Annotated in this window: 26 protein-coding genes; 2 read left to right on the top strand and 24 right to left on the bottom strand. The window is 41.9% G+C overall.

Features of this window, described 5'->3' with window-relative positions; all coding sequences use genetic code 11:
* Positions 1-84 precede the first annotated feature (84 nt).
* Both ppnP and tkt read right to left on the bottom strand, forming a co-directional pair.
* A complete protein-coding gene (ppnP, locus tag MKX35_RS28200; protein WP_042185578.1) occupies positions 85-402 on the bottom strand; it encodes a pyrimidine/purine nucleoside phosphorylase in 318 nt (105 codons plus the stop codon).
* A 33-nt stretch (positions 403-435) separates the two neighbouring features.
* Positions 436-2,478 carry a transketolase gene (gene tkt, locus MKX35_RS28195; RefSeq protein WP_076298280.1) on the bottom strand — a complete coding sequence of 681 codons (2,043 nt, stop codon included), beginning with the start codon at positions 2,476-2,478 and terminating at the stop codon, positions 436-438.
* A gap of 302 nt (positions 2,479-2,780) precedes the next feature.
* Here tkt and MKX35_RS28190 point away from each other — a divergent pair, with 302 nt between their 5' ends.
* Complete coding sequence (locus tag MKX35_RS28190) at positions 2,781-3,413, top strand: hypothetical protein (protein WP_042124922.1); 633 nt, start codon at positions 2,781-2,783, stop codon at positions 3,411-3,413.
* Positions 3,414-3,479: 66 nt separating this feature from the next.
* On the opposite strand, the gene MKX35_RS28185 is transcribed toward MKX35_RS28190, so the two are convergent.
* From MKX35_RS28185 to MKX35_RS28090, 20 genes are all read right to left on the bottom strand, one after another.
* Entirely contained in the window at positions 3,480-4,259 is a 780-nt protein-coding gene (locus MKX35_RS28185) for a GNAT family N-acetyltransferase (RefSeq protein ID WP_076298281.1), read from the bottom strand.
* Positions 4,260-4,354: 95 nt separating this feature from the next.
* On the bottom strand, positions 4,355-8,185 hold the full coding sequence (locus tag MKX35_RS28180) for a hypothetical protein (RefSeq protein WP_076298282.1): 3,831 nt from the start codon (positions 8,183-8,185) through the stop codon (positions 4,355-4,357).
* 13 nt (positions 8,186-8,198) lie between these two features.
* Entirely contained in the window at positions 8,199-10,463 is a 2,265-nt protein-coding gene (locus MKX35_RS28175) for a PKD domain-containing protein (protein WP_076298283.1), read from the bottom strand.
* Between the two features lie 5 nt (positions 10,464-10,468).
* Positions 10,469-11,134 carry a hypothetical protein gene (locus tag MKX35_RS28170; protein WP_076298284.1) on the bottom strand — a complete coding sequence of 222 codons (666 nt, stop codon included), beginning with the start codon at positions 11,132-11,134 and terminating at the stop codon, positions 10,469-10,471.
* Positions 11,135-11,169: 35 nt separating this feature from the next.
* Positions 11,170-11,667 carry a hypothetical protein gene (locus MKX35_RS28165; RefSeq protein ID WP_076298285.1) on the bottom strand — a complete coding sequence of 166 codons (498 nt, stop codon included), beginning with the start codon at positions 11,665-11,667 and terminating at the stop codon, positions 11,170-11,172.
* 20 nt (positions 11,668-11,687) lie between these two features.
* Positions 11,688-12,068, bottom strand: coding sequence for a hypothetical protein (locus tag MKX35_RS28160; protein WP_076284074.1), 381 nt, complete (start codon positions 12,066-12,068; stop codon positions 11,688-11,690).
* Between the two features lie 15 nt (positions 12,069-12,083).
* Complete coding sequence (locus tag MKX35_RS28155) at positions 12,084-12,227, bottom strand: hypothetical protein (RefSeq protein WP_156113062.1); 144 nt, start codon at positions 12,225-12,227, stop codon at positions 12,084-12,086.
* Positions 12,228-12,234: 7 nt separating this feature from the next.
* Positions 12,235-12,444 (bottom strand): hypothetical protein, encoded by a 210-nt coding sequence (locus tag MKX35_RS28150; RefSeq protein WP_076298286.1) that lies wholly within the window; start codon positions 12,442-12,444, stop codon positions 12,235-12,237.
* Between the two features lie 56 nt (positions 12,445-12,500).
* Positions 12,501-13,370 (bottom strand): hypothetical protein, encoded by an 870-nt coding sequence (locus MKX35_RS28145; RefSeq protein ID WP_076284072.1) that lies wholly within the window; start codon positions 13,368-13,370, stop codon positions 12,501-12,503.
* 11 nt (positions 13,371-13,381) lie between these two features.
* A complete protein-coding gene (locus MKX35_RS28140) occupies positions 13,382-14,431 on the bottom strand; it encodes a hypothetical protein (RefSeq protein WP_076298287.1) in 1,050 nt (349 codons plus the stop codon).
* A 12-nt stretch (positions 14,432-14,443) separates the two neighbouring features.
* Entirely contained in the window at positions 14,444-15,889 is a 1,446-nt protein-coding gene (locus tag MKX35_RS28135) for an ATPase, T2SS/T4P/T4SS family (RefSeq protein ID WP_076298288.1), read from the bottom strand.
* Positions 15,886-16,950 carry a hypothetical protein gene (locus MKX35_RS28130; RefSeq protein WP_076298289.1) on the bottom strand — a complete coding sequence of 355 codons (1,065 nt, stop codon included), beginning with the start codon at positions 16,948-16,950 and terminating at the stop codon, positions 15,886-15,888. Before MKX35_RS28130 ends, MKX35_RS28135 begins: the two co-directional genes overlap by 4 nt.
* 12 nt (positions 16,951-16,962) lie before the next feature.
* Positions 16,963-17,706, bottom strand: a complete 744-nt coding sequence (locus tag MKX35_RS28125) for a hypothetical protein (RefSeq protein ID WP_076284068.1) — start codon at positions 17,704-17,706, stop codon at positions 16,963-16,965.
* A gap of 278 nt (positions 17,707-17,984) precedes the next feature.
* Positions 17,985-18,287: a hypothetical protein gene (locus MKX35_RS28120; RefSeq protein WP_076298290.1), complete on the bottom strand. Its 303-nt coding sequence runs from the start codon at positions 18,285-18,287 to the stop codon at positions 17,985-17,987.
* Between the two features lie 65 nt (positions 18,288-18,352).
* Positions 18,353-18,622, bottom strand: coding sequence for a holin (locus MKX35_RS28115; RefSeq protein ID WP_076298291.1), 270 nt, complete (start codon positions 18,620-18,622; stop codon positions 18,353-18,355).
* Between the two features lie 2 nt (positions 18,623-18,624).
* Positions 18,625-19,557, bottom strand: a complete 933-nt coding sequence (locus MKX35_RS28110; protein WP_076298292.1) for an N-acetylmuramoyl-L-alanine amidase family protein — start codon at positions 19,555-19,557, stop codon at positions 18,625-18,627.
* A complete protein-coding gene (locus tag MKX35_RS28105; protein WP_076298293.1) occupies positions 19,526-19,726 on the bottom strand; it encodes a hypothetical protein in 201 nt (66 codons plus the stop codon). The genes MKX35_RS28110 and MKX35_RS28105 overlap by 32 nt, the downstream gene beginning before the upstream one ends.
* A gap of 299 nt (positions 19,727-20,025) precedes the next feature.
* On the bottom strand, positions 20,026-23,931 hold the full coding sequence (locus MKX35_RS28100) for an LPD38 domain-containing protein (protein ID WP_076298294.1): 3,906 nt from the start codon (positions 23,929-23,931) through the stop codon (positions 20,026-20,028).
* Between the two features lie 3 nt (positions 23,932-23,934).
* Positions 23,935-24,315, bottom strand: a complete 381-nt coding sequence (locus MKX35_RS28095; RefSeq protein WP_076298295.1) for a glucosaminidase domain-containing protein — start codon at positions 24,313-24,315, stop codon at positions 23,935-23,937.
* Between the two features lie 32 nt (positions 24,316-24,347).
* A complete protein-coding gene (locus MKX35_RS28090) occupies positions 24,348-25,856 on the bottom strand; it encodes a hypothetical protein (protein ID WP_076298296.1) in 1,509 nt (502 codons plus the stop codon).
* A gap of 113 nt (positions 25,857-25,969) precedes the next feature.
* Here MKX35_RS28090 and MKX35_RS28085 point away from each other — a divergent pair, with 113 nt between their 5' ends.
* Positions 25,970-26,152: a hypothetical protein gene (locus MKX35_RS28085; RefSeq protein ID WP_076298297.1), complete on the top strand. Its 183-nt coding sequence runs from the start codon at positions 25,970-25,972 to the stop codon at positions 26,150-26,152.
* Here MKX35_RS28085 and MKX35_RS28080 read toward each other — a convergent pair.
* The gene (locus MKX35_RS28080; RefSeq protein ID WP_179086637.1) at positions 26,149-26,319 is read right to left on the bottom strand and encodes a hypothetical protein; all 171 of its coding nucleotides are present in this window, start codon (positions 26,317-26,319) and stop codon (positions 26,149-26,151) included. The genes MKX35_RS28085 and MKX35_RS28080 overlap by 4 nt on opposite strands.
* Positions 26,320-26,415: 96 nt before the next feature.
* Positions 26,416-26,931, bottom strand: coding sequence for a hypothetical protein (locus MKX35_RS28075; RefSeq protein WP_076298298.1), 516 nt, complete (start codon positions 26,929-26,931; stop codon positions 26,416-26,418).
* Positions 26,932-26,973: the final 42 nt, after the last annotated feature.

The raw sequence follows: 26,973 nt of genomic DNA, 5'->3' as shown, positions 1-26,973 counted from the left end.
TAAATAATAATACTAAATTATTCTTTGTAGTGCAAGAAAAAAAGGAAGCCCTGCTTTTCAGCAGAGCTTCCTTTAGTTATGTCTTTATAGAACCGGGTAAGAACAGCAATAATCAGTTACTTCAAATACTTCCAACGCAAATTTTGAGTTGCCAGGGACATTGAACGTTGCCGCTCCCTTAATCTCCTGCCATACCTCAGTGCCGGGAAGCAGCACTTTAAGATCGCCGGACAGAATCTCCATAATTTCAGGACCATCCGTACCAAATTCATATACACCAGGCAACATGATACCAAGTGTGACCTTAGTTCCATCCTGCAAAATTACCGTACGGCTTGTTACTTGTCCGCCATAATATACATTGGCTGCTTTTTCAATCGTTGCGTTGTTAAACTGACTCATTACTTGTTCTCCCCCTAATGATTATTCAGTTAATTACAGAAGTGCTTTCACACGGCTAACTACATTCTCAACAGTAAAGCCGTATTCTTTCATTACTCTGTCTCCAGGTGCGGAAGCTCCGAAAGTAGTGATGCCGAGGATATCGCCTTGGTCACCAGTGTAACGTTCCCAGCCAAAGGTTTGTGCCATTTCGATTGCAAGACGAGCCTTAACTCCTGGAAGAATTACGGAATCACGGTATTCTTTATCTTGTTTTTCGAACAGATCCCAGCTTGGCAAGCTTATTACACGAACATCGATACCTTCTTCAGCCAAAGCAGCTTGTGCTTTAACAGCCAATTGTACCTCAGAACCAGTAGCGATCAGTTGTGCTTGTGGAGTGCCATTCTTGGAATCAGAAACAACATAACCACCACGTTTGATGTTTTCACGAACGCCATCAACTGTTCCAGCAAGAATTGGCAAGTTTTGACGAGTCAGAACCAAAGCAACTGGATTCTCTTTGTTTTCCATAGCATAAGCCCATGCTGCAGAAGTTTCGTTAGCATCAGCCGGACGAATAACAGTCAGACCTGGGATGATACGCAGGGAAGCCAATTGTTCGATTGGTTCATGCGTAGGACCATCTTCACCAACTGCAATACTGTCATGTGTCAGTACATAGGTTACTGGCAATTTCATGATCGAAGCCAAACGGATGGCTGGACGCAGGTAGTCTGTGAACACGAAGAATGTTCCTCCGAATACTTTAAGACCCGTGTGCAGTGCAATACCGTTCATTGCAGCAGCCATACCAAACTCACGTACGCCGAAGTAGATGTTGCGGCCATCATAAGATTCTGGTGTGAACGATGTCAAACCATTCAAATGTGTCATAGTGGAACTTTCCAAGTCAGCGGAACCACCCACAAGCTGAGGAACGCCAGCAGTCAGACCGTTAAGCGCACTACCGGAAGCTACACGAGTCGATACTGCCTTATCTTCAGTAGTGTAAGTTGGGAGGTTAGCATCCCAGCCTTCTGGAAGATCGCCGTTGATTACTGTTTCGAACTGTGCAGCAAGCTCTGGATATGCTTTTTTGTAAGCTGCGAATTTGTCATCCCAAGCTTTGTTAGCTGCGATTCCGTTTTTCTTCACTTCTGCAAAATGAGCACGCACTTCGTCAGGTACATAGAAATCTTCTTCGTATACCCATTTGTAGAAATCTTTGGTAAGCTTAGCTTCTTCTGCTCCAAGTGGGGAACCGTGAGTACCGCCATGGCCGCCTTTACCTTGTTTGTTAGGGCTACCATAACCAATTACAGTTTTCACTTCGATCAAAGTCGGTTTGCTAGTCTCAGCTTGAGCTTCAGCAATCGCTTTGGCAATAGCCGGAAGATCATTTCCGTCTTCAACGCGAAGTACTTGCCAACCATAAGCATCAAAACGTTGAGCCACGTTCTCGGAGAAGGAAAGGTTCAATTTACCATCAAGGGAAATATCATTTGAATCATACAATACAACCAATTTGCCCAGTTTCAAATGACCAGCGAGTGAAGCGGACTCGGAAGAGATCCCTTCCATCAGGTCACCATCACCACAAATAGCGTAAGTATAGTGGTCAACCACTTTATGTTCATCTTTGTTGTAGGTAGCTCCCAATTGAGCTTCAGCCATAGCCATACCAACAGCCATACCAATACCTTGTCCAAGTGGACCTGTTGTTGCATCGACACCAGCGGTGTGACCTACTTCTGGGTGACCCGGAGTCAAGCTGCCCCATTGACGGAAATTTTTCAATTCTTCCATAGGAAGATCATAACCACTAAGGTGCAACAAGCTGTACAGAAGCATAGAACCATGTCCTGCGGACAATACAAAACGGTCACGGTTTACCCATGTTGGATGATCAGGGTTGTGTTTCATTGTTTTTGCAAACAATTGGTAGCCCATTGGTGCAGAACCCATTGGCATACCTGGGTGGCCGGAGTTTGCTTTTTCAATGGCGTCAATCGCCAAAGTACGAATCGTTGTAATGGACAGGTTATCTACAGTTGAGTTTTCTTCCTTTTGAATCACTTGTTCTTGTTCACTCATTTAATAGTTCCTCCTCTGAAATCTCAAGAATGTCATTTTGACTCTTATTGTATCATTAGTGTGGAAGCAATTCCAATTGTTTTTAAAAACTCTTTATTTGAACAGCTTATCTTTTGCAATATCGACGTATTTATATACACACAAGAACTATGAGACAAGCCAGAATTGCACTAGTCTATGGTCTAGTTTTTAATTGCGACTAAAGATTGTTTTACAATGCTCAAATATACAGTAAGATGGAGTTAGTTAAGCATAATTTTCATTCATTACCCAACATTTCCTAGTGGAAAGGAACTTTGAACATGAGTTCGAATAAGGACATCTTTATTGTGCTTACCGGTACAGGTACGGCCTTTAGTGGTTTTATTAAGTGGTTTACAAAAGCCGATCTGAATCATGCTTCGATCGCCTTTGACTGTGAACTGCGGGAGGTATACAGCTTCGGAAGAAAAAAAATGCACAATCCATTTGTGGCAGGACTAATCCAGGAGAACTTTATCGACCCTTTTTATAGCAGTGCTAATTGTTCCATCTATCAGTTGCGTGTTAGCGCTGAGGAATACGATACGATGTACAATCACGTCCAAGGGATGATGCAAAATCAGGAGCGTTATAAATACCATCTTTTAGGATTAATTGGTGTGCTTCTGAATATTAAAATCGATAGAGAAAATGCTTATTTTTGTTCCCATTTCGTTGCCTCTTTATTTGAAGAAACTGCAGTTCAGCCTGTGAATAAGCCTTCCTGCTTCGTTACACCGGAAGATTTCGCGCTTTCACTCTGTGCACATAAGATTTTTACTGGCAAGCTATCCTATTATTTACGTAGAGCACAGAGAGCCTCTGCGCGCCCATCCTCTTTACCATTACATACTACTTCGGTTGCCGCACGAATGATGCGAATGAATGAAGACCGGACTGAAGGGGTCGTATAAAAGGTTCTATGCTTGTGAAAAAGGACTAAGCGGATTTAAATCCGCTTAGTCCTTTTTCATTAACCATCAAATAACAAATTGGACCATGTACTGTTTGCACATAAGCTCAAAGCCGATGGATTGATATAGAGAAATTGCGCCTACATTTTCCTCAAGGACATTCAAATATACGTTAGATGTAACCCTTCCCCCCGCTCGGGTGAGCTCGGCACAGATCTTTTTCCCGTAGCCTTGCCTTCTCCATCTTACATCCGTTCCGATGTTCCCCAATTCAACGTAATCTTCGCTATAAATATGGTATCCACCTACCGCAATCAGCTCATGTTGTTCCATCACACCATAGAACGGATACTGTAATTCTTCTTTTGAGAACGCCATTGTATCTAAATCGGCCATTTTCGACTCAATGAGTTCAAAATAAGGGGGACCCAATTGTAAAACGCTTGTATCCACCGGTGGTAACGCTTCTTGATGGATATGCTTCATTAGAAGCAGTTTTTTTGGTGACTTAACAAGTTCAAGCTGTGAAGCGAGTACAGCCATAACTTCTTCATTCACGATTACATTACCGACAGCATTGTCAGGTAAACTCAATTGATCTTTCATAAATGCAAGCACGGACCAGAGACAGAATGACTTCTCCACAGGGAATACGGAAAACGCATAGAACGAAAGCCCTCTAAAAAAAGCCAATACGCCGAGCAGCTCCCCCTGCTCTGTAAACTGTCCATAGTGTACCGTATTATGCTTACGAGCTGTAAGGTATGAATAGTATAAAAAGTGCTGTTCCCTATTAATCGAACTCAAGATTGATTTCATTTCCGCTGGTGTTAACTCTCGAATCATGTCCCCTACCCCTATCAATGTTTGATACAATGCTTCAACATTAACATGATCCTGTGAAGTCACGCAAAAAAGATAGGGTGATATAGGCTCCTACTCTACTTAATTCGATGACTCTGGAAATACTCCGACCAATCCGTTGATATAACAACGGTAACTGTATCCGTTTTGGTGTTATACGCATTCTGAGCCGTAAAGGTAAAAGTAACAGGGCCATCTGGTAGCTTTTCAAAAGAGCTATCATACATTTCACCTGTCCAGAAGGTTTTATCGTCGTTAGTTGGGCTGAGCTGCGTAATGAACCCTCCGTTCATGGTTACTTGCACAGTATCCGGGAGACCTGTTGCTGTACCTTGCAGAACAAAACGTTCTCCTGCCCAGAATACGTTGTAGCCTCTTGGACTCTCCTCATTGCCACTCTTTTTCAGATTGTAGCCTTTACGGTTGTTGTTCCACCCTTCGGTGTGCTTAACGCCTCCTTTAATACTCAGTAAATTCACCATGAAGTATTTACGTGGAGAGACATTGCTCCAGTTATAACCATCAAAAACTTCCACTTCAACGGCATATTTTTCATTCTCAATCAGTGAACTGACTGGAATCTGCCATTGCTTAGCGCTTGAAACTTGTTCACCAGATTGTACCTTGATTGCACCGGTGGCCAAGTTAATAATTCGCACCTTATAACGTTGCTGCAGATCTTTGTCCTCATCTTGATAATCCCATTTAATGATCGGGGTAAGTGTACTTGCGATTGTCGGTTTTGACGAGTCCGTACTGGTTGGATACGTAATATTAACTGTTGGAATTCTATTCACAACTGTTATACTATGGGATATTTCACGGTACAGCCCCAGAGAATCCGTTACAAGCTGTCTAAAGGTGAATACACCATTACTACTAAACTGCTTCGTAAAGTCCTTTTGAATGCTTGCTAGGGCTTCTGTTCCACTTGATGGTTTTAAGAAATACTTGTGGCTTATTGTATCTCCTTTTGGTTCGTCCGGATCAGAGGCGGTACTCTTAATGTTCAGAACGTCCGTCCGGTAGATCGGTACCTTAGTCGCATCTTTACCAGTATCTGTGATCAGAGTGAATCCCGGCTTAGGTGCATTATCGATGATGAATGTTTTTTCATTTGATACATCTGACCATGAGAATTTGGAGTACGCCCGACCTTTCACTGTAAAGTATTCAAACCGTTCAAATGTATTATTTGGGATTTGATATTGTCTGAGTAGGCCAGTAGGATCTGGATTTTCTACAGTGGAAACTAATAGATCATCCTTCGTAAAAAACTCTAATCTATATTTCTCCTGTGGATCATTTTCTGGATCTGCGTAAGTCCATTTAATTAATGGATCGCCTTGTTCCGAGTCAATCACAGATGGGTTTGTTGCTGTACCTGAAGGGCTAGTTAAAGTCATAGTAGGTGCCAAATTCTCTTTCACTTGGACTTGCAATCCAGCGATATTCGACTTATCTCCTATTTGATCGATTGCCCAATGTTCTAGCGTATATACCCCTGGATCTGAGAAGGTAAGCGTAATATCGCGAGTAAGATATGATTTCACTTCACCATTACTGTTCGTTACTTTCCAGTAGTATTCTAACGAGCCTTGATCTGATGTATCCTCATCGATATCTCCTGATGTAAATTGTTTCGTATCATACTGATTTACGGATGAAGGTCCGTTAATCTTAGCGACAGGAACATGATTCTTAACCATAAATGTACGCGTCACATAAGAGCTTAACCTTCCATCAGAGGCTGTGAGCTGCATTTCCCAACCATCAGAAATGGCCTTTTTATGTGAGATACCGTTACGATTTATAAGATCACGAATGGTCATTGATTGATAACGGTTGTTTCCTGCCCAGTAGTAAGGAGAATCATTTAATTTTGCATTCCAGGCGTAAGATAAAACATCTCCATCTTCATCCGGATCTGGTGTTAAGTTATCCATTGTGATGATCGTGTCGCGGTATATTTCGTTAGGCATTGTAAATGCTGCAGCCGGTGGATGATTAACTACCTGTACATTTTGACTGTACCAATCCGACCACAATCCACGATTATCATGTACTTGAAGATTAATTTGATAATTGCCTTCTCCAAATGAAGCGATATTCGGAGGTGTTGTTGCTCCACCCCAATGTTCCCATACTTTATTCCATCCGTCTTTGATTACAGTCCAGTAATATACATCCAATGGATCATTATCTGGATCGAAAGATTTGTCTGTAATGGTCGTAGATTTACGATAAGAAACGGTATTCGGATTAACGGTAAATAATGCAACAGGTGGTAGATTAACAGCAGCATTCCCCACAGTACGTTGACACCAATCGCTCCATACACCGACTCCATTATCTCCATCCACATCACGGACTCTTAAACGTATATCGTAACTGTCCTTTTCAAAAACTCCCCCAGGCGGCTGCCCGTCGATCCACATCTCATCTACACTCTTTTTATATTGCCATTGCCACTGCATAATCCCTTTATCAGAACTTGTAATATGATCTAAATCGTAGGACGTATCTGTTAATTGAACATTTCCGTTGATAAGCCTTGCTGAAAAAAGCGCTATTGGCTTGCGATGGACTTTAAAGCTCATCGTAGATGCGGCATCTTTACTCCACATCTGATATTCAGCAAAGCGAGCATCCTGTTTCGGTATATCCTTAGCTTGATAACTCACTACATATTGTCCGGTATACGGAAATGAAGTGTAAAGGCTCGTCCTCCATAGTCCCGAATCCCCTATAATCCCCATTGAGTTATCAAAGTAATTCGGATCATGATCATATCTCACTCGATCAGCGTACTTAGCATCCCACTCATAATCTTCGTAGGTGGTGCCGCTATTCTCTATAGGACTATTAACGAGAACAAAAGCGTTTCGCTTCAGTCGGTTTGTAACTTTAAAGGTCATACTCGCGGATTCTGACATATTTGAAGGATCCGCTACTTTTACAGTCATCGTATAATCGCCCGGCGGGATCGAATCAGCCACAGCGTCTACAGGGATAGAGAAATACTGATACCCTTTCGTCTGGGATACTACCGTCTTCCTATAAAATACATTTGGTATCTCAGCACTTACGATAAGATCATCATTATCTGGATCGTGAACATATCCCTCGATGTTAAGTATGTTTCGTCCAGGCTCGTTCTGCAGGACTTGATTATTAGGTGTATTTAACGAAATGGTAGGTGGACTATTAGGTATCAAAGGAAATACCCTTTGAAAACTCCAACCAATATACGGCCCTCCATATCCTTTATCTGGACTATATCCACCAAATGGGTCCTGTTGACCTGCACCAAAACTGTAATTAATAACTAATCCTTTTGGAAGTTCACCGTAACTTAAATTCCCTATATAGTTGTAGTAAGGAACATCTGTCACAAGATTAAATGTATGATCGAATGTATTCTCGTCAAACGGTCCATCAAAAAAGCTCCTATACAATGGGGTCCAATTGGTATTTGGATTTGACCAGTGGCTCGGACAATTATATTGGTAGACTGGTAAATCTAATGGTGCCCCCTCTGGTATTGCCGCCACACAGAGATCCGCTCGAACAACACGTCTATCTAGAGCACTGTTTGAACGATACAAGTTTACTCCTACAGTCAATGTTGCATCTGAACTAATATCAAATGTTAGTTGCTTAGTGGTACGATTATATTTAATATTCGTTAGCTTTTGGTTATTTATTGTCCCACGCATAGTACCATAGTTCCAACCAGCGTCATAAAAATCACCATCAGCAGGTATATTTATATCTTTATACGTGATGAAATTTGGATCACCCGTCGCAGCCTCTGCTGTCTGAAGATACACTCCCTGACTAGGAAAAACTCCGAATAGGATAGCGATTATAATTACTAGCGAAAGTATTTCTTTTGTCTTTTTCATTTAAGCACCTCTCCTACCAGGACCAATCAACTTCTGGCGCTCGATTTTTCACTTCTACAATCCGTGAGCTTAACTTTTGTCCATCTGAATTTGTAGATTTCCGATCAGCTTCTGTCACAAACTCATCAATGGTTGGTTGACCAAACTCTTCAAACACAGTAAGTCGGACTTCATATTTCCCTACCTCGCTCAGCTCTAAATTTAAGCGATCTTTGTTCTCATTACTGAAGATCACCCATGCTTCTCCGCTAAAACTCCCGTCATTATTAGAATCATAGCGATACTCCCATAGTCTCCGACCCACTACATCTTTATCAGGCGAATAGGAGATATCATCCAATGAAACCACCGCTTTATTACCGTAATCAGGACTTCGATATACCACTCCAGGCAGAGTAAAATAGTTGTACGGCGCTTCATCTGGCACAATATCAAAAGTAATCTCATCACTATCAGAATACCCAAGCGTATTTTCCACATAAATCGTAGCCTTATATTTTCCAGGTTTTTTAAATAAGATGTCTTTGCTTTCAAGTTCAGATAATGTACCACTATATTTAATATCTGCATTCGTACCGCCAGATACAGCAGTGATGGTAACTCGTGTTTTCGATGGTATTAACGGAAAGCGTGTTGGACTCTGGCTTCTATTGAACAATGTCGTTTTACGATTTTGTTTAAGTATTCCTTCTATATTTATAATTGCTGCTGGTTTCGGCTCAATGACGGTAACTTCTGTACTTGTACTACCTATTTGTCCATCATTGTCAACGACTGTGAGAGCTATAGGAAATGTCTCTCCAACTTGCTCTATGGTATACCATACATACCCCCTTGGGACATTTCCGATTTCTCCCTGCGCTCCAGATGTGCTCCAAGCATAATCAGTGATATATCCATCCGGATCATAGGAGGCATTCCCACTAACGAGCATATCAGACCCTGCTTTTATGTATCTAGCTGTTGATATTCTCGCAATAGGTGGCTTTCCTTCAGGTTCTGTTGGAATAGTTGGATTGGGAGGAAAAGTAACTTGAGGATTGTTTTTATAAACACCTGCTGAAATCTGTAGAGGCTGTTCCAGAGAGGTGATGGTTCCATTCTTTGTGACGATTGGCTTTTTAAAGCGGACGAGAACGGTTAAAGCATATTCCTGACTAAAATGTTCGCCCGTTACACTCGACTTTTTGATCTCAAAGTCAAATAAAGTGTTTACGTTAAATGTCTTTGCAGATTCCTTTTTCGTTTTGAGTGTATTATTTCTGTCTTTCTCTTTAGCATAGAACACCCACTCATCAATGTTTGAAGCATCATTGTAGCCTTGCAGCTGCCCCATTAACGAAATTTGAACGGGTTCGTCTTTATCTCCCAATTTTGTTGGATTGGGATTAGGTTTATTTAGAGTTACCGTACCGGTAAGTGTTGGTTCTGTAGGGAGGGTATAGTCGAAGGAGACATTGCCGCTGTATTTGTAAGATGTTACATTAGCCGAACCTGTAAAGTAGTAGCTTAAATTTGTTTTATAACGTCTACCTAGTGCATGACCACTTGGATCAAAATTTGAACTTAATTGTTCAGGACCATAATTTTTTAAAGCAGCGTCAGTTTTATAGTAAATAATAAATTGATTCCCATTTACAACATTATGATTAACATATGTTGATGGAAGCCAATCTTTAGGTACAACTAATTTGACGGTTGACTCTATGATTTGAGATGAATCTATTACCGAGTTCACGTTTTGGTCGTACCATTTAATTCCCGAACGTGATACTGCCGATTGAGTTACCACCGTCATATCAGGGGGATCATTTCTAGGTGTACCATTACCTTGTCCATTTTTATCGTAATGTTTTTGACCATTAATGTATGGGTCCCATTCATTTATCTGCCATCTTACTCCGTCTGAATATCGCCAAATAGAATTGCCTGGAGTTGTTACAAAAAGGTTGTTAAACCAGGCATTATACCCGAGTACATTATCTATTCGTTGTTTTGCTTCAACGCCCTTTAAAGTAACCTTTATTTTCCCATTCTCTATTGTAAGAGCAATTTTTTGATTAGTGCCATTATATTTAAGAGAAGAGACATCAATTGCCAAATTGGATACTCCACTTGGAAGATCTAAGTAATAAGATTTTTGAGCATTTGCAGACCCACTAAGAATTTCTGAAGGTATTGACACTGTTTTACTTTGCGAATTAGCTGCCTTTATGTTCTGTGGGATATATACAAAAACTAGTATAACTGTAAGCAGAACAATCCAAATTTTCTTCATATAAATTACTCTCCTGGACGTTTAACAATGTATTTTTCTTTAAAATCCCCCGCGATATTAACATTTATAGAAATATCTACAGGGTCTTTAATACACCCATACATCTGATAGCTAGATAGCTTTTCACCCGGTTTCAACACCCAATCCCACAATGCTTCCTTATTGTTCAACTCTAACATTTTAGTTCCAGGTGCTGGTCCAAGAAGATTATAACCATCCACTTTTAAATTCCATTTTGGATTCAAATCTACAGAACTTACTTGAATGACTTTACTACCCTTATTTTCAATGGTGAGTTTAGTCCATACCATATATTTAGTAGGTGATTTATAAATATTATCAGAGTAATCATATAGCTTCATTAGAGATTGTGCTTCTTTAGACTTTACATCGTAAAACATCAGCTTCTCCAACGTGTACGTTAATCCTCCCGCGCTGATTGTTACCGGAAGATCCACTTCTTTTTTCAGACCAAATTTAAACAGATTATCTCTCATAATAGGCACTGGCGTTGCTATAGGTTTCACGGTTGCTGTGGGTACCGCGGATGTGGTTGGCTTAGCCGTAACTACTGATGTAACCGTTTCCGCTTTTGCAACCACTCCCTGCCCCAAAACCACGCTAAATAACATTGCCGATACCAAAGTCGCCTTTACAACTCTCTTCTTCATCTCCAAATCTCTCCCTAGTCTCAATTGGATTTTTCCTACTTATTGAACTTATACTCCTGAACTGCTGGTACTCTGATTGGCTCTTGTGTTTTGGCTCTGGAGATCAGCAGCGGATGTTCCGTCTCAATGACGGCAATAACCGAGGGACCCTCTATGTATTTGGTAATGCCATATTCTCTATCCTCGTATAAAAGCGGAAAAGTTACTCCATCGGAATCATCAACAATATCAAACTTCACGATCTTTACTTGATTCTTAAAACGGCTGCCTACTTGGGGAGAAAGGCCATTATCAAGCCCAAGATTCGCCTGCAAGGCATGCTGAAAAGTATCGTAAGCAAGCGCGGGATCGATAATTAGACGACCTCGTGTGAGTTCAGTTTCATCTAGTTCCTGCGCGGCATCGTGAACAGCGATATTGTTTGCATCTTTTAGCATGCTGCGCAGCATGTCCCACTCCTGATTCTGGATCTGAAAGAACCAGGAGTAGATAAAGATCAGTAGGACAAATGCCAGTTTAATAATGTAATCCATAAATTAGGCTCATCCCTTAATCAATCGAGATATTCACTCATAATTGACCCATGTCCATAATATCGGGTCGGCTGCGAAACCGTGGAAAAGTTATACGGAAACAAATTTATCCGTGGTGCTGTTACATACACATCAATTCGTTGCTTGCGTTCTTGAATGGTATCTGTACTGCTCGTAATTTCTATAGAACCCTCTGAGAACCCAATCGCCTTCAGATTTGAAATCACTTCGTTCCGCATAGACGCTGTGACCATCCCCTCCGTTGCAGCTTTTTGTGTGATGTAGGACGTATTAGCTTTGACCTGTAAATCTAGCAGATAATCAATATAGGTGAATATGGGCTGCAGGATAATAAACAGGACAAGCCACATGAATAATGCCCGGAGGACGGTCTCCTTCAATAGAAACGCCTCCTTCTAATATTGCTCTACTTGCTTAGTATGTGTGATGATATCGTCTTGACTGCTGCCAATGATATGCGTAGCTACTGTGATAAACATCCCTGCGATTACAAAGCCAATAGCCAGAAACATTGCTATGGAGATAGAGTCTTTTTTCATAATCGAATTAAACCGAAGTATGGGTTAAGACCCGAGCAGTTGCAGTTTGGCTGGAATCCAGCGGTTGAATAAATGTCACACCCGGAATCGTCGGTTTATTATCATCCGTAGCATCAATTACATCTCGAACTACAGGAATCAAAACGGCAATTACGATGGCCACACATAAAAATCCAATAGCAATAAACAAACCTGTAGAAATAGCGTCCTTTTTCATTGTTAAAATCTCCCTTTTATTTTATATTTTTTAAATAATATTGAATATACTATTTTTCACTGGAACATACCCACTCCATTAAAATTCCCTTTGATCAGTAAAATGTACTGCATCGCCATCGCGACGATCATCAAAAAAGTAGCAATCGATGGGATAACATTAATGATCGTAGATAGATCACCGATAAAAGACCACTTTTTCAAATACTGATCGCTGGAGATTTTGGAGATAATCTTACTCTGCTCACGCAAATAATTCGCCGCTTCTGTGTCGTCATCCATACCCTCAGTAGCCAGCAAAATGGAACGAATGTCATTAATAAAACTATGATTATCCGGAAACTTTGCACAAAACCATTCAATCGCCCCCTCCACACCCTCATCTACTGCTCGTTCTGACAACTCGTACAGATCCTGACGTATATATTGAAAATGTCCAGCCGTACTCCCGCAAAAAGTGCCAAATTGCGCATATCCGCGCTTGCGTAGCCGATTATTCTCGTATAGACGGATGAAAGAGATCAGCTCACCGTCTTTTTTAATAACCGTTTTTTGATGAAGCCATGCAAGCACCCAGCCAAACGGAAGATAGCGCATCGGACTGCTGATTACGAGAATAAGTAGAGCAATTAGAGGGTCATAGATAGAAAAAGAATTAGAACGAATGAAATCACTGACGACTTGAGTTATTAAATAAATCAGCGCTGCAGAGTAACGGAAAAGCGTAATTTTACGGGCCGCAATCGATAAACCAGAATCATTTAATAATTGCTGAAGTCTATCCCCCTGCACCCGATCCCCAAGCTCATTCCACCGTAGTCCTAATCGGACAAGATATCTTTCCTGTTTACTACTACTGCTTACAAAGACAAGTAATGCGACATAAACAATCCCGATTACAGTAACTAATAGTAACAATCTGTCCATAGCTCATCACCTTAGTGGTAGTCCAGTTTAGGTCTGGCGAGAATAGTGCTGATCACAAAAGAAATAAAAAGACCGGAGACGATCACCATCAAAAAAGAAAGTCCTACTGTAGTCTCAAACTGCAATTGGAAATAGATATCAGGCTTCAGCATGTACATAAAGGTTCCAACCGTTGATACCAGCACCAAAAGATTCCCGTATAAGCCAAGGCTGATCGCATCTCTACTTCCCGCTTTTACAGTCAAAATCGTTTCTCTCTGTTGCTCCATAGAACGGTTTAACAGCATCAGTGAGCTTTTTAAATAACGGGTTCCTTCCTTCTCGGCATAGAGCAAATCCGATATAAATTCTAGGGCGAAGGTAGTACCAATCGCATTGGAAAATCTCCCGGCTTCCTCAACAAGCTCCTTCTCATTACTGTAATTGGAAAACGCAGCCCCTAGCAGCTTCAAAGGCCCCTTCAACACATTCTTATCCGTAAGAAAATCCGCTGTCCGATCGAGAACGGAATCTACCGACAAGTGAGTGAATTTGGTGGAGATTTTGACTACATCGAGTAAATCATAGCTTCCATGCACCTTCCTCTGCGCGTAGATGTATCTCATACGAAAATAAGGAATCGTCGCAGAAATCACAGCCATAAAAAGTGGAAATCTCCAAGCCCCCTGAATCGAACGCCCTTCGTTAAAAGTTATCCCTTCCAGAAAAGGATTGTTAAAACTCAATTGTCCAGGAAGCTCGCTTAGCGTCAGTAGTCCTGATAGAAAAACCGCGATAAACACTATTGCTGTACGCGTCATAAAACGCATAACGCTAATTCCCGGCTCATACTTTCGGTGTACGAAATATAAAAGATTATCTAGATGACGGTAGAGCCACAGCCTTTTTTTTACCGAGCTAACTCTTTTGCCAAAAATACTCATTTTATGTTTGACACGAAAATCGACTTTCTGACCTACCTGTCGTAAATGCCGTTCGATTAGCGGTTTAATGAGCAACCAAATTCCCCATACAATTAACAAATGAAGGACAAAACGAAGAATATACAATAATAAATCCACGGTTTCACCTCCTCACTCGTTAAGAATGATCTTAGATTTCAAGCTTTCTTTGATAGGCTGATCCATTGGTTTTGCTGCTGCAAGCTGTCCCAGCTCTTTCTGGAGCAACTGTGTTGCCTGCTCATTTTTCCTAGTCATCTTCAGAATCAGGTTCTTCGTCAGCCTGTCATTATAGGACCAACACATCTTCTGGGGTTCCCAGCGCATCAGATCATTCGCAAATACAGAGTTCTTTTCCTCGTCATAAAAGACTTCCGATATTCGCGTTAACCGCTTCTTCCCGTTCGGAACACTTTCCAAAATAAAAACCAGCTCGCACGATTTCAGTGCAGAGATCAAATGCCCCTTAAGGCTCCCGCCAATCCTTGTCGACACGGCAAAAGCGCCTTGATAAGGAATATCCTCCGAATCAACGGTGTGGAAGGTTCCGGTGATGCCGTCATACCCTTTTTCCCCACTCCAAAGATAAAATTCCCATTCGTTATACCGCATTTCCGTCATATACAAAATGTTTGGGTCATGCCGCAGCGATTCTACCCCTACCTCCATCAATTCCTCGTTCGCAGCCTGGATTGGAATAATTCGGTGCCCTTTAATCTGGTAAGGTAAAATCGACTCCGGATGCTTTTCTATCATTACTACACCCATACAGGATGAAGATCCGAGCAGTTGCTCACCGACGATCGTATTTGCAAAGGTTGTTTTTCCCGAGCCTACAGCGCCCGCAATAATGGTATTGCGAAAGGTAGACGATAACGCCCGAATCATTTCAACCGCTTCCGCAGGAATACATTCCGTCCCCGCCTGATCTTCTAGACTCAGAAACTCTACAACCTGCCGCCGTAACGATAATGTGGTGAAGCCATCCCATACTCTCGGGGATACCCAAATGGCAAGCCTAATAAATCGACCAGGCCAGAGCGGGTCATCCATTTTAAACTCCACTGAAGGGTTGTCCTTGTTCAGCTTTTTGTTGGGATCACTTTTTAATAAGGAGCGCTTTAACTGTTCAACCCGATCTAGTGAAGGCATCTCATATGGATAAGCTACAAACTCACCTTTCTGGTTATAAAAGATCTGCTTTCCGATCATCTGTAGCCCGGTTGATTCACTGTATGCACGATCAGTAAACCAACGATACGCCGGACCAAAACCCTTCCATTCATGATAGAGCGCTTCTGCAGCCGTTCTGTATGCTTCTGGAACCTTTCCCGTAAAGGGTGTCTTCCGCAAGTATTTCTCTATCTCATTCATAAAAAAGCTAACCGCCTGCGGATCTCCAATTAGCGCCTTCGCATTTAACTCGAAGTAAGCATCATCCTCACGTTCCAGCCCTTCGTTCATATCGTTTTTCATTTTTTGTAAAAATGCATAAAAGTCTTCCTTGCCCGGTTTGCTCATGCGTAGGATACTTTGTTTTAGAGAGAACAACGGACGGCTCGGTTGATTTCCATTCATAGGAATATACCTTTCTTTTTAGCTTCTGGCGCCAGGCTCATGGACACTAGCAAAGAATGTACCTTATCATCCACATGCTGCAGCTCTTTTTTGCCTAAAGGTAAGCTTTCCTGCAAGGGCTGGTAATACAGTAGCTCCAGCAAGATTTCAGTCCCAAAGCGAAGCGCTAGATTTTTAGGAGAAGATATTTCTTCCACATTACTGCGGTTAATAATCAGTTGAAAATCATGTGGACGTAGATCCATATGCCCAGCAAGCTCTAGAAGAGGTTCGAGTCTGTATTCATGCTTTGGATGAGTGACGATCATACGCAGTGCCGATTTGTGCATTCCGACATACCATGCTGCGCTTTCCGGAATAGAGCCAAAGTCAGCAATAACCACATCTGCATTTGCCCCAGCTCTAGCCAAAAAATATTCAATCTCATCCTCCTGATAATCTTGTGCACTCAAGTAATCGTAGTTGCCTGGGAGATACGAGTAACCGTCTTGCTTAATCAATTGCTCAAAATCCTCATCATGAATCATCTTCCCTGTGAGCCTTGATCGAAGCCTATCCAGACTAATAGTCGCTTTGCGGTCATATCCGGGATCATATAAATCAAGTCCAAGGACAATAACACGAAGGCCTGCCGCGGCAATTCGTCTTGCGAACAGCTTGGCTACACTAGTGCAGCCGATCCCAGGACCAGATCCAAAAAAACCAACCAGATTACTTCGTTCCTCCCCGTCCTCGTCTAGAATAAAGCGAATCTTCTCTATCACCACTGACGAGGTAGAACGAGGAGGGATAAAATAGATTTCTAAGCTTTCACACAGCATATGTACAGCTTGGTAACCACTGATTCCCTTTTGCAAATATACATATAGGATCGTTGAGCTCGGATAATTCCGGCGCAGTTCGCTAAGTGACTGAGCTTGAATCTGGTCACTGGTAACCATTAGCATATGGCCCTCTGCATGAGATGGATCAGGAAGTACGCTTTGTGTAATTACAATAAATCCTGCATTTTTGATATCATTAATGGTTAACTGATCTATGCCTAGACTAAATATTTTCAAGACTCTTCCCTCCTACTCGACCCGTACGATCCACAGCTTCTTTCCCTGCTCCAAAAATTGTCCTAGCTGTTGTCCATCGCTTTTCTTCAGCTTCAACTCTGGTGTCGCTACCTTGCCAGTCGAAGTGAATCGATTATTGTTGTTTCCCTTTTCTGAATCCAGCACATCATTATTGTCTTCAGTTCGCACATAGTTCACGGTGACTCCAGATAAAAACACCTCCTTTGCTGGTTCGCTAAGTGGACTTTGCTCTATCAGCTCTTGCCCTTCCTTCTTGTTATCTGTGCTAAGCGATTCACTCCGTTTCTCTTGATCAGCTTCTACAAGATAAATATCTACCTTATCCCGACTGCGCAGTGAACCATTGATGGCATAGATGGCCTCCTTCGGTATAGGAAAAATCCCTTCATCCTCTAGTGGCTCCAAATCACTAACATCCACTAGCGATGTCGTCAAAATAATTCCGTTAGTCAGATTTACATTCGTAATTTTGTGCTCCACTTGTGCAATTTCTGTAATTACACCGGAAGGTATATCCTTGGTCTGAACAGAATCCAGATACAAATCACTTGCTTTCAGCTCATAATTTTTGGGAAGAAGCTCCCCGCCTTCCACCTTAATTTTGACCACGGTTCGGGAGAGCACGTAGGGCTTGAAATAAAGATCATAGCCCAGCAGTCCGCCAACTCCAGTAATCAAAATGAGACTTGCGAAGAAATAATTGCGTTTCAACAGTTGCCTACGCTGTAAAGCCAAGCCTTCCACCTCCTCAAAAACACAGTTTTGAAAAACGACAAAAAGCAACTTGGCGTAAATAGCCAAGCTGCTGGTAAAATGCTTTATACCCTAGAACATTTGTAACATATTTTTCTTCATTATTCTCTATCCCATAAATATGTTGATAAATCAGTATTTGAGTAACATTCACTTCTATTAATTTTGTAATATATTAACGTTTATTATCGTTTTTATATGTTACCCATGTTACCCAAACGTTACCCGGGTAACATTTTTTATTAACAATTGTGGATAATTCAAAAATTCCTTGCCCAAGTTGGTGCAGCATCAACCAACTTCCATTCACCATCTACAAAAAAGTAACAATAAGAGGTTCCGTCGTGGATCACATAAATTACATCTGATTCTTTAGGGTTTTTCGGGAATGGAGTTCTCGGGGATTTTGTTGCGATGCTCATCCATTTATGTAACTCTTCAAAGTTTGTTGCCCGTTCAAGAATTTTCTCAGGTGTACAGTCGTCCCAACCGCCACGATTGAGTACATATGAAGACACGTATTCAGCCATCTCTATTGTAAGGACATTTTGGGGTATAGGCATACGATCACTCCTTACCACCATTATAAACAAAAACAGCCCCTGCGCTAAGCAGAGGCTTTTAGTCATTACTTGGTATGTCCTGGATTGTTCTTCACAAGTTCAAATATACCTGTAGATGATAGCCCGGCGAATGCTCCAGCCCATAGGCGAGGTACGGTTTCTAGGTCAGTGAAGATGTAACCAAGGTATCCAGCCAATAGACCGATCACAAGACCAATGATGGGAATTAGGTTTTTAGGTACACTGACGGTAGCCTTAACCAGCTGCAGGAACGCCAACACGATAGCAGATAGCACCGAGGCAAACAGCATTACTTGATTCAGCATGTCATTCATGGTTAAACAGCCTCCTTAGGGAATAGTAATACTCGTTTGGTGTTTACGACATCTGGATCGAAGAACACCCCTTTCAGAATTCCAAGGGATACGAGATCAACGGATTTTATATAACTAGTGTTGTTAATTATTTTTGTTTCTACCGAAGATTCACCGATATAAATTGATTTCTTCTGGAACATCCACGTTTTCACACCGAGTACAGTCAGAACCTCTTTGGCCGGCACCCAGCTGCTTCCGTTGATAAGCAGCCCGCTGTACGGATCATTGCTGCCGATCACAATGCTAACCGGATTGACGCCGACTGGCAGTGGTGGGGCTGGTGGCGTTACTTCTATATAAGTGCGACCGAAGTACTGACATATACCGCGCGCGATCTCTTCAGCGCATTCCTCTCGGTATGCATCAGACATCAGAAGTTTCGCTTCATCTGGATTATCCATAAATCCACCCTCGATCAGTATCGCTGGCATCTTAGCTTCGCGTGTGACGTGAAGGTTGTTTGTCTTCAGCCCACGATTGAACAATGGCGTACCTTTAACCAGATACTCTTGCACGTCTTGTGCGAGCTTCTTACCTTCTTTGTATCCAGCACGGTAGAATATTTCGATTCCCTTTACCTTGCTGTTCCACACGTTTCCTGCTGCATTAGCATGAACAGATAAAAAGGCATCAGCCGGGCGACCGAAACCGTTAGGGATTGTATTATTTGCTAGGTCCGTACGGGTTTTAAGCGGTACGTCCGTATCTCCTGCAGATACGTGCAGCACATCAAAGTTATTTCGCTTCAAATGGACGTTCAGCTTATCTATAACTGCACGATTAAATTCGTTTTCCTTCATATAAGTTCCGTCCGGAAATAGCGGTGTGCGTTTCCCAGCGGTATCAATGCCATGGCCATCATCATCTGCTATTAGTATCTTTTGTTCGTTCATCCGGTATCGCCCTCCCTGGTCTGTGACCACCTGTGATAAGTTCGATAATGTAGTTGAGTTCTTCACTACCTGAAGCTTTGATCGTTTCCCACTGCCAACATACTGCTTTTTTGGGATGAACCTTTCCGCGCCTAAGTTTACAAGCTGCTTGTTTACGTAATATCGCCATTGCGATTCCTCATCTTCTAGATATTTAAAATGTGTGACCATAAATTTACGGAACATCTTCATACCAGATCGTTTACCGAATAAATAAAGGGAGTACCCTATAAGGGCCTCCCATTTAATGTTGTTAATATTTTTGAATATATAAAAAACTAACTCATACAGCGTCTCGAGTACACTCCACAATAGTTTCACCGCCGTATAAAAAGAGATCTTTCACTTCGGGCCCATGAAAAAGCAGTATCAGATATAGTAATTCATCCGATACTGCTGATTGTTTTAATTCTGTCTCGTCCATCTCGATCATTTGATCACACCCGATTCTGAAAGCACAGAGTTAACATCAATATATATTTCATTGATCTTCTGTTGAATCTCACGTATTTGCTTGGTCCGTTCCTTGTCAGATAGCGATTTATCAGCAGTGACTTCTTTCTTCCAGTCACGTAGTTCGGATAATTGTTTAGAAACAGAACCCTTTGCAGACGAATTAAGCGCCTTTCTAATGTCATCATCGTACCAGCTAGGCAGTTCAACATCTGCCTCATTAAAATTAGCGTAAGCCTGATTAAGCTTGTCCTTAGCAGTATAGAAATCATCGGTTAACGTGTTGCTAAACTGAGGATCAACTATAAAATTTTTCAGTAGTGTATTACGTGCATTCCCTTGCCCCAGGTCTGATGTAAGAGGAAGTACCAATCTTGCAAGGTCACCGCCATAACTTTTAATAATATAGTCCACTTTTTGTGGTGACATTTTCATTGTCTCGCCTATTTTCTTCGCTACTGAGCTCGTTCTTTCATCATACTGATATTGTTTACTCCGGTCTTGTAATGCTTGTGAAACGATTGGGGCACCTGTGAATGATTGGTTAGCTACCGTAGCAACGAATGGTGCTGCAACTGTGGAGTTAACTACACCAGCAATGCTTCCCTCTGCTCCGTCACCTTTAGTAATTCCTTGCAATGCACCAGTCAACAACGGCGGTGTCCACGCATTTGCTAGGGCATCCATTGAGCCCTTGAATGCTTTTGGATCATTGTCTTTGAAGTATCTCAGGGCTTCTATTGTCGCTTCTCCAAAGCTGTTATAAGCTGGCTCCATCGGAATCTTAACAAAAGTACCGTCGTCATTCTTCTTAACTATAAGGTTTCTCATGCGCTCACGTGCCGGAAGGTTCTGATAATCTGGGTCATCACCGAACTTGGAGTATTCATACATCTTAGGAAGTACAGCTAACGTACCTATTGCCGCAACTGTCCGTACTGGGTTCTTCTTAAATGCTCTTAGAACACGATACGTTCCTTGTACAGCAGCATTATTGTATGGAACAAACGCCTCAATATCACGTGTAAGAGCGCCTTTGCGAGAGAAGTTAACTGTTACTTCACGCCCTGCACTCATAGCCTGACGAATGTTCTCTGGTGTGATCTGATTTCCAAGGCTCTCACGTTCGATCTTAGCAGCGGCAATACGCGGTGCATTTTCAGCGATGTTACCCAATCCTTCTAGTGCTCGAAATGGTGCTGTAACAGCTTTTCGCGTGCCTTTTGCTATTCCTTTAGCCGATAGTAAAGGATCACGTGTCATGTCTGCTATACCAGTATTCAATTTACGATCACCTTTCAGTGATGCGGTGTATCCACCGCCTGCCCTACGGTATTCCTGAGCCCAGTTTCGTAGTCCTGGAATGTTTAAGGAATCGCCAATTCCAGAGAAAATAGATCCTACAGTGTAAGCAATTTGCTTCACTGGCTGCTTCGACTGTATTGCTGACTGTGCAAGGTCCATTGTAGCGCCCTTAATTGCAAATGCTGGTGCAAGTAATCCGGTTGCCCCACGTTTGGTTGCATTACTGAATGCACTCATGGTATCAATCAGGACATTCGATGCCTGCGGCCCCATACCCATAAGAGCTTTCACGATCTCAGGATCATGCACTTTTAAATATACTGGTTCACCATCGACCATTGCTCTAACTACATTGTCGTCGCTGAGGTTAATGTTTTTACCTTTGTTGAACAGCATTTCAAAATCATTATCTAGAGCTGTAAGCAAACCTTCAATACCATCAGTTTCAATAAGATTGTTCATCTCATTAATAGATGATGTCTTCACATTATCCGCAACGTCAGCAAAGGATATGACTCCATCAAAAGCATCAGGATCACGCTTAATAGCTTTCACAATCGACTGCATTGTTCGATTACGCAACGCCGCGTTAGTCCATGCTCCCACAGATTCAATTGTGGATTTACGAGGGTCAACAATGTTCCGGACAGATCCGGTAGGGCTAACTTTCTGTATTGGTGCATTCTGTCCACTAAAAGACGATTTTGTAGATTTTTGTATGAAGCTACGTCCTGGCTTCTCTGAACGTGAAAACTGCCGTTTCATTGGAGAGTAATTTGGGTTCTGTTCCCTCATAGCATTGTAAGCTTTAGTAGAAAGTAAACCTTCATTGACTCCAAATTCACGTAATACATTATCGTTGAATTTGTCCCATTCCTGTGCAATTTCTTCGAATCCGGGATAACGTTCATTCAATGTCTGGATACGCTGCTGCACCTTCTCGGGAGTCATTCCCAAGTTCTCTGCATAAACACGTTCTCCACGGCCCATACGGGTTTTGGCATGCCTCAAAGTGAGGTAATCAATGAAGTTTTTATCCTGTCCACGTGCTACCTTCTTGAAGATATCATTCAAACTACTGCCTATAACTTCACCCTGAAGATTCACTAATTTGTCACGAACAACGGTATTCGCTATGTTATTTGCTCTGGTTGCGTCCATAGCAGATTCATAAACATCATCACCAATTTTTTTCAATGGAGACAAACTATCTACAAGGTTTTGATATGTCGCTCTTGCCTGAGCTGCTGCAGCTTGCTTTAATCCTTCCTTGTCGTTACGAATGGAACTACGCACGATTTGATCTGCTGTATCAATTGGACCAGTGCCAACCCTAGAACTACTGCCAGCCGCTGATATACCTAGCCCCTGATCGCCAAAGAGATCGGTAAACATATCCTGACGCATCGGAGCTGCATTCACTTCCGGTGTTGCGTCTGCCATCGGCACTCGATCTGTTGTTTCATCAAGTAACCGTTGATATGCCGATCTTCTTGTTGGTGTAGATTGGATATCTTGAATATTCGATGAATTAGGCGACTCCGCGCTTCTTTTCAGTAGTTCTTCAATTTCATTCTGTGACAAGAATTTTTTATCACCAGATCCTGCACTTTGAGGCGAAGGTATCATGTTTGATTCTGGTCTAGGCGTAATGTCGATAATATCTGAAGCTCTGCTAGGTGGATTAATAATAGGTTGAGTGCCAGCTGGAAGGTTAGAACGGTTTAACGCTTCAGCCTGCCTTACTGTTCCTCTACCTTCTGGAAGTGCAAATATCTCTGGTGGAGTCTGTGTCTGTATTTGCGGCGCTGCATTACGGCTAAACACCTTACCGAGTGCTGATCCAATACCACTAAGCGCAAGATCCCCTACACCTCCTAATGCCGCCGACATACCAATATTCTTAGCAGCATTACTTAATGATTTCTGATCACCATTAAGCGCCTTTCCTGCCTCTACTCCACCTTGGAATAAAGCACCTCCAGCAGCACCACGCGTGAGCGTCTGTACTGCCTTAGGAGCATTCTTGATCAAAGGATTAATCAACATTCCACCAGCCCTAAAAGCTGCTTCCCCTGGCATAAGAGATCCTATTATATCAGCTGCTAGACCACCTTTTACGTTATCAGCACGATCTAATTTTTCTTGCATCGCCTGTTTGGATTCGTCTGTACCAATCTTAGTAAAAAGCTTATCAATTAATTCTGTGCCTCCGAATGTTGCAGCGCTTTTCGCGCGGTCCGTAAAGGCGTTAAATCCTTGTATACCATCCATTATCTTTGATCCGAGTGATGATTCTTTTTTTGTTGAAGGTTTAACCTGTGGATTCATAACGCTGTTTAAAGTAGACTCCAACACCTTTTTGGTGATTGGATTAACTGTAACCTCAGGAGCTGCGACGGTTGTCGCTGGCGCCTGAGGTGTAACAGAAGGGTTAGCCAAATGTTTTCTAACAGAAGAAAACATGTCTTCCACTTCTTCCGGTTCTGTTGGTTTGGGATTATATACGCGATCTAAAACTCTTTGTCTAGCTTCTTCACCGCGTATTTTATTTCGTGCCGCATCAAACATTGACATTTTTTAACCCCCAAACATCTTGTAATATTTCTTAACTCCATTCACCCAGTTACTATTAAGGTTTGTAGGGTCATTACTAGCGCCAACCGGAGCATACTTTTTCTGAATTGCTTCAATGCTTGTCAGACCTTTATCAAAGTAGTTTCGTTTAAGGTTAGATGCCATCTTGTCAATACCTTCCTCTAAGCTACTAAAGGTCATAAGTCCATTTTTACCCATCATTCCACCAACGTTATTCTTGTTTTTAACAGCGTTGCTCGTACCATTACCAGTTTCATGTACAGCAATTGCAGCTAATAAAGCCGGATCAACACCGTACTTTTTACCAGCTGCCGCAAATATGTCCCCTGAGTTTTTAAGTGAACCACCTAAACTACTGTTCAACTTAGCCCCACTAGCACTAGCTGTGGGGCTAGTCAGTTTCCCGAGTACGATTTCGCTCTCGCTTCGATATCTTTCATAGACATGCCGAGTGATAGTAGGATCTGTTTCGTTTCAGTCTCACTAAGCCCTGCACTTATTACAGATTCAAACATTTGCGTGAGTTTAGCAGGGTCTGTTGTTAGTTTGGTTTTACCTGATGCTGTTTGTGTTACTTTTTTAGTCAACGGATCTACCGTTTCTGTCATAATAGGTTCTTGATATAGCGACTTTATGTTATTAAGTACCTGATTAGCCGTAAGACCTGAGTATTTAGTGGTTTGCGGTTGTGACGTTTCATAATCAAGTTGTGTCCAAGCACGATAGTTATCGTCTTGAGATAGCGCGAGTTGAGCCTGACGATAAGATTGATCATTTTCTTGTGCAAGACTTTGCAGTCCATAGTTAAGGCCATATTGACGAACATCTTCATCAAACTTTGTTTTCCATTGTTTATCAGAGATTGCATCACGTGCTTTTTGATAAGCAAAACTTTCGTTATACTGCTTCTCTGATGTATCCTGCTGGCGTGTAGCAAGGTTCTGATTGAATGTCTGTGCATTAGCTGCTCTGTCAGACTCTTGCCCAGCGAGTGTACGTATATTCGGTGTAACTTGACTAGCTGTATTGTAGTTCACACCTGCGGCGTACTGGCTTGCATCAACGCCCATCTGTGACAGCATAGCGCGGATACCATCAGCTTGATTGCTCAGTTTATTGCGTTCAGCTGCTGTGATACCTTTAGTCTCAGCTTGCTGTTTTAGGTTTAGTAGTTGACTTACCAATCCTTGAGCTTCTTCCCCACCTGAAAGATACCCAGTCAATCCAGCGCGAGTGTTAGTGTTGTCGATTGCCCGTTGGTCCTCACTGAATGACGTATTTGCCAGCGACCCAAGGTTACTAAATTGCTGTTGCTCTTGATTGATCCTATCTAAGTATCGTTGGTAGTCAGCTTGCATCAGTTGTGGAACTATGTTCGTTTCGACGTTACCCATCTCTTGTGAGGCTATCTCACCCATTCGATCAGATGTGATGGTACTGTTCAGGATTCCGCGTTTGTTCATTTCAGCTTGTGCCTGTGAGTTACCAGTTTCGATATTAGCCGCAGCCCGTTTTAATGCTGCTTGATATGCCGGGTCAGCATCAGGGTTATATGAATATGGAGTAATCGTCCGGTTGGCGATAGCTTTCATCTGTTCCAGGTACTCGGAACCTTGTTGGGTGTTATTCTTTGGTGTGCTAGATGCTGCTGTGGGCGTAGATGCTGCCGCCGTGTTTGCTGCTGGAGCTTTATATCCTAACTGCTGCGTTAGATATTTTTGTTGTCCGGTGGTATCTAACCCCTGCGCTTGACGCTGTGCAATCACCTGTAACGCGCGTTGTTGTTCGCTTGCTACATAGTTAGGATCATTGTTGATCTTCAGTTGGTTGGCTACCAGTTTCTTCTTAGCTTCTGCTTCAGCCGTGTTGTAGTCTACTACGCCGTTTCCAATCGTCGCCGCCATATTATCACTCCTTTGCAATATAAAAAGGACCTCATACGAGGCCCTACCAAATAAATCCTATTTATTTTTAAAAATTTACTATAAAATGTACTGTCGGGAAGGGGGTGTTAGATTTGGCACAAACTTATTCAGAGATTGCTAAAGAAATTATTATTGCAGCAATACAAAGTGGACATATCATTAAAGATTCAGTTGGTATGAGTAATACGGTTGAAGAAATTAACGTTATCAACGCTAATGAAATCGCTAAGTTTTACAAAACCGTTTATAATGCGGTTAAAGCGGCTGACTCTTAAAATCTTGTAGCATTAACTAGATTTGCAATGGAATTAAGGAGGTCAGGAAGTTGGGGCATACCAACTGAATGACTTCCATTTTTTATACTGATATTAACACATTCCTGTACGTCCTCACATAATAATTCGATTGTCTTGTGTAATTTTTCTTGGGTTTCTTTTGGCATTGTATAATCCCCCTCATAATTAAAGGACCCCGAATGGAGTCCTCTGGCCGTTATATTATTTCCTTCAGTGTAGCATGGTAGGGCAATAGTTTATGGTTATTTTTGCAGTTCTGTTAGTTGGCGTTCCAACACTTTCAATTCCTCTTGTAATCCTTTAATACTATTATCATATTGTTCATATTTTTCTTTTAACTCTGTATTGTTTTTATCATTAATTAGTTTCAAATATATGTCCATACCTGCAGTTTGCTGTTTATTTATCTCGATCTGAATATTCCTTGCTTTTTCTTTGATAATGTCCGTTTCGGTTTTTGATGGTGTTGCCGTAGGTGATGGACTAGATTCAGCTACTGTTGTTTCTGATTTGGACTCTAACATTAGAATTTTCTTCCCTTCTACCTTTAATTCAACCCCTGCAGCTTCAGAAACAGCTCTTACAGGAGCATATGCAGTGCCATCAATGATAACTGCGTCAGCGATTCTCTTCCCATTTTGTTCAACTGTGAATAATCCTTGAACTTTCTTTCCTACTAAACTAGCAGAATCTGCGAATACTGACACACTTGTTAGCAATAGCGCCCCTGCAATTGCTCCTGTAATTAACTTTTTCATGATTCGACAACCTCCGTAACAGTTTTTCCTAATTGTACCATC

Origin of the sequence: Paenibacillus sp. FSL R5-0923 (assembly GCF_038009145.1) — a bacterium.
In the GTDB taxonomy this organism is placed as follows: domain Bacteria; phylum Bacillota; class Bacilli; order Paenibacillales; family Paenibacillaceae; genus Paenibacillus_AQ.
The sequence above is the reverse complement of the archived record's forward strand: the minus strand, read 5'-3'. Positions and strand labels throughout refer to the sequence as shown.

Excerpts from the sequence above, each read along its gene's own strand:
- MKX35_RS28120 (WP_076298290.1), bottom strand. The coding sequence starts at position 18,287 with ATGCCTATACCCCAAAATGTCCTTACAATAGAGATGGCTGAATACGTG.
- MKX35_RS28145 (WP_076284072.1), bottom strand. The coding sequence starts at position 13,370 with ATGGACAGATTGTTACTATTAGTTACTGTAATCGGGATTGTTTATGTC.
- MKX35_RS28170 (WP_076298284.1), bottom strand. The coding sequence starts at position 11,134 with ATGAAGAAGAGAGTTGTAAAGGCGACTTTGGTATCGGCAATGTTATTT.
- MKX35_RS28105 (WP_076298293.1), bottom strand. The coding sequence starts at position 19,726 with ATGGCGATATTACGTAAACAAGCAGCTTGTAAACTTAGGCGCGGAAAG.
- MKX35_RS28155 (WP_156113062.1), bottom strand. The coding sequence starts at position 12,227 with ATGAAAAAAGACTCTATCTCCATAGCAATGTTTCTGGCTATTGGCTTT.
- MKX35_RS28075 (WP_076298298.1), bottom strand. The coding sequence starts at position 26,931 with ATGAAAAAGTTAATTACAGGAGCAATTGCAGGGGCGCTATTGCTAACA.
- MKX35_RS28110 (WP_076298292.1), bottom strand. The coding sequence starts at position 19,557 with ATGAACGAACAAAAGATACTAATAGCAGATGATGATGGCCATGGCATT.
- MKX35_RS28185 (WP_076298281.1), bottom strand. The coding sequence starts at position 4,259 with ATGATTCGAGAGTTAACACCAGCGGAAATGAAATCAATCTTGAGTTCG.
- MKX35_RS28165 (WP_076298285.1), bottom strand. The coding sequence starts at position 11,667 with ATGGATTACATTATTAAACTGGCATTTGTCCTACTGATCTTTATCTAC.
- MKX35_RS28180 (WP_076298282.1), bottom strand. The coding sequence starts at position 8,185 with ATGAAAAAGACAAAAGAAATACTTTCGCTAGTAATTATAATCGCTATC.
- MKX35_RS28135 (WP_076298288.1), bottom strand. The coding sequence starts at position 15,889 with ATGAATGGAAATCAACCGAGCCGTCCGTTGTTCTCTCTAAAACAAAGT.
- MKX35_RS28080 (WP_179086637.1), bottom strand. The coding sequence starts at position 26,319 with ATGCCAAAAGAAACCCAAGAAAAATTACACAAGACAATCGAATTATTA.
- MKX35_RS28115 (WP_076298291.1), bottom strand. The coding sequence starts at position 18,622 with ATGAATGACATGCTGAATCAAGTAATGCTGTTTGCCTCGGTGCTATCT.
- MKX35_RS28150 (WP_076298286.1), bottom strand. The coding sequence starts at position 12,444 with ATGAAAAAGGACGCTATTTCTACAGGTTTGTTTATTGCTATTGGATTT.
- MKX35_RS28090 (WP_076298296.1), bottom strand. The coding sequence starts at position 25,856 with ATGGCGGCGACGATTGGAAACGGCGTAGTAGACTACAACACGGCTGAA.
- MKX35_RS28100 (WP_076298294.1), bottom strand. The coding sequence starts at position 23,931 with ATGTCAATGTTTGATGCGGCACGAAATAAAATACGCGGTGAAGAAGCT.
- MKX35_RS28190 (WP_042124922.1), top strand. The coding sequence starts at position 2,781 with ATGAGTTCGAATAAGGACATCTTTATTGTGCTTACCGGTACAGGTACG.
- ppnP (WP_042185578.1), bottom strand. The coding sequence starts at position 402 with ATGAGTCAGTTTAACAACGCAACGATTGAAAAAGCAGCCAATGTATAT.
- tkt (WP_076298280.1), bottom strand. The coding sequence starts at position 2,478 with ATGAGTGAACAAGAACAAGTGATTCAAAAGGAAGAAAACTCAACTGTA.
- MKX35_RS28175 (WP_076298283.1), bottom strand. The coding sequence starts at position 10,463 with ATGAAGAAAATTTGGATTGTTCTGCTTACAGTTATACTAGTTTTTGTA.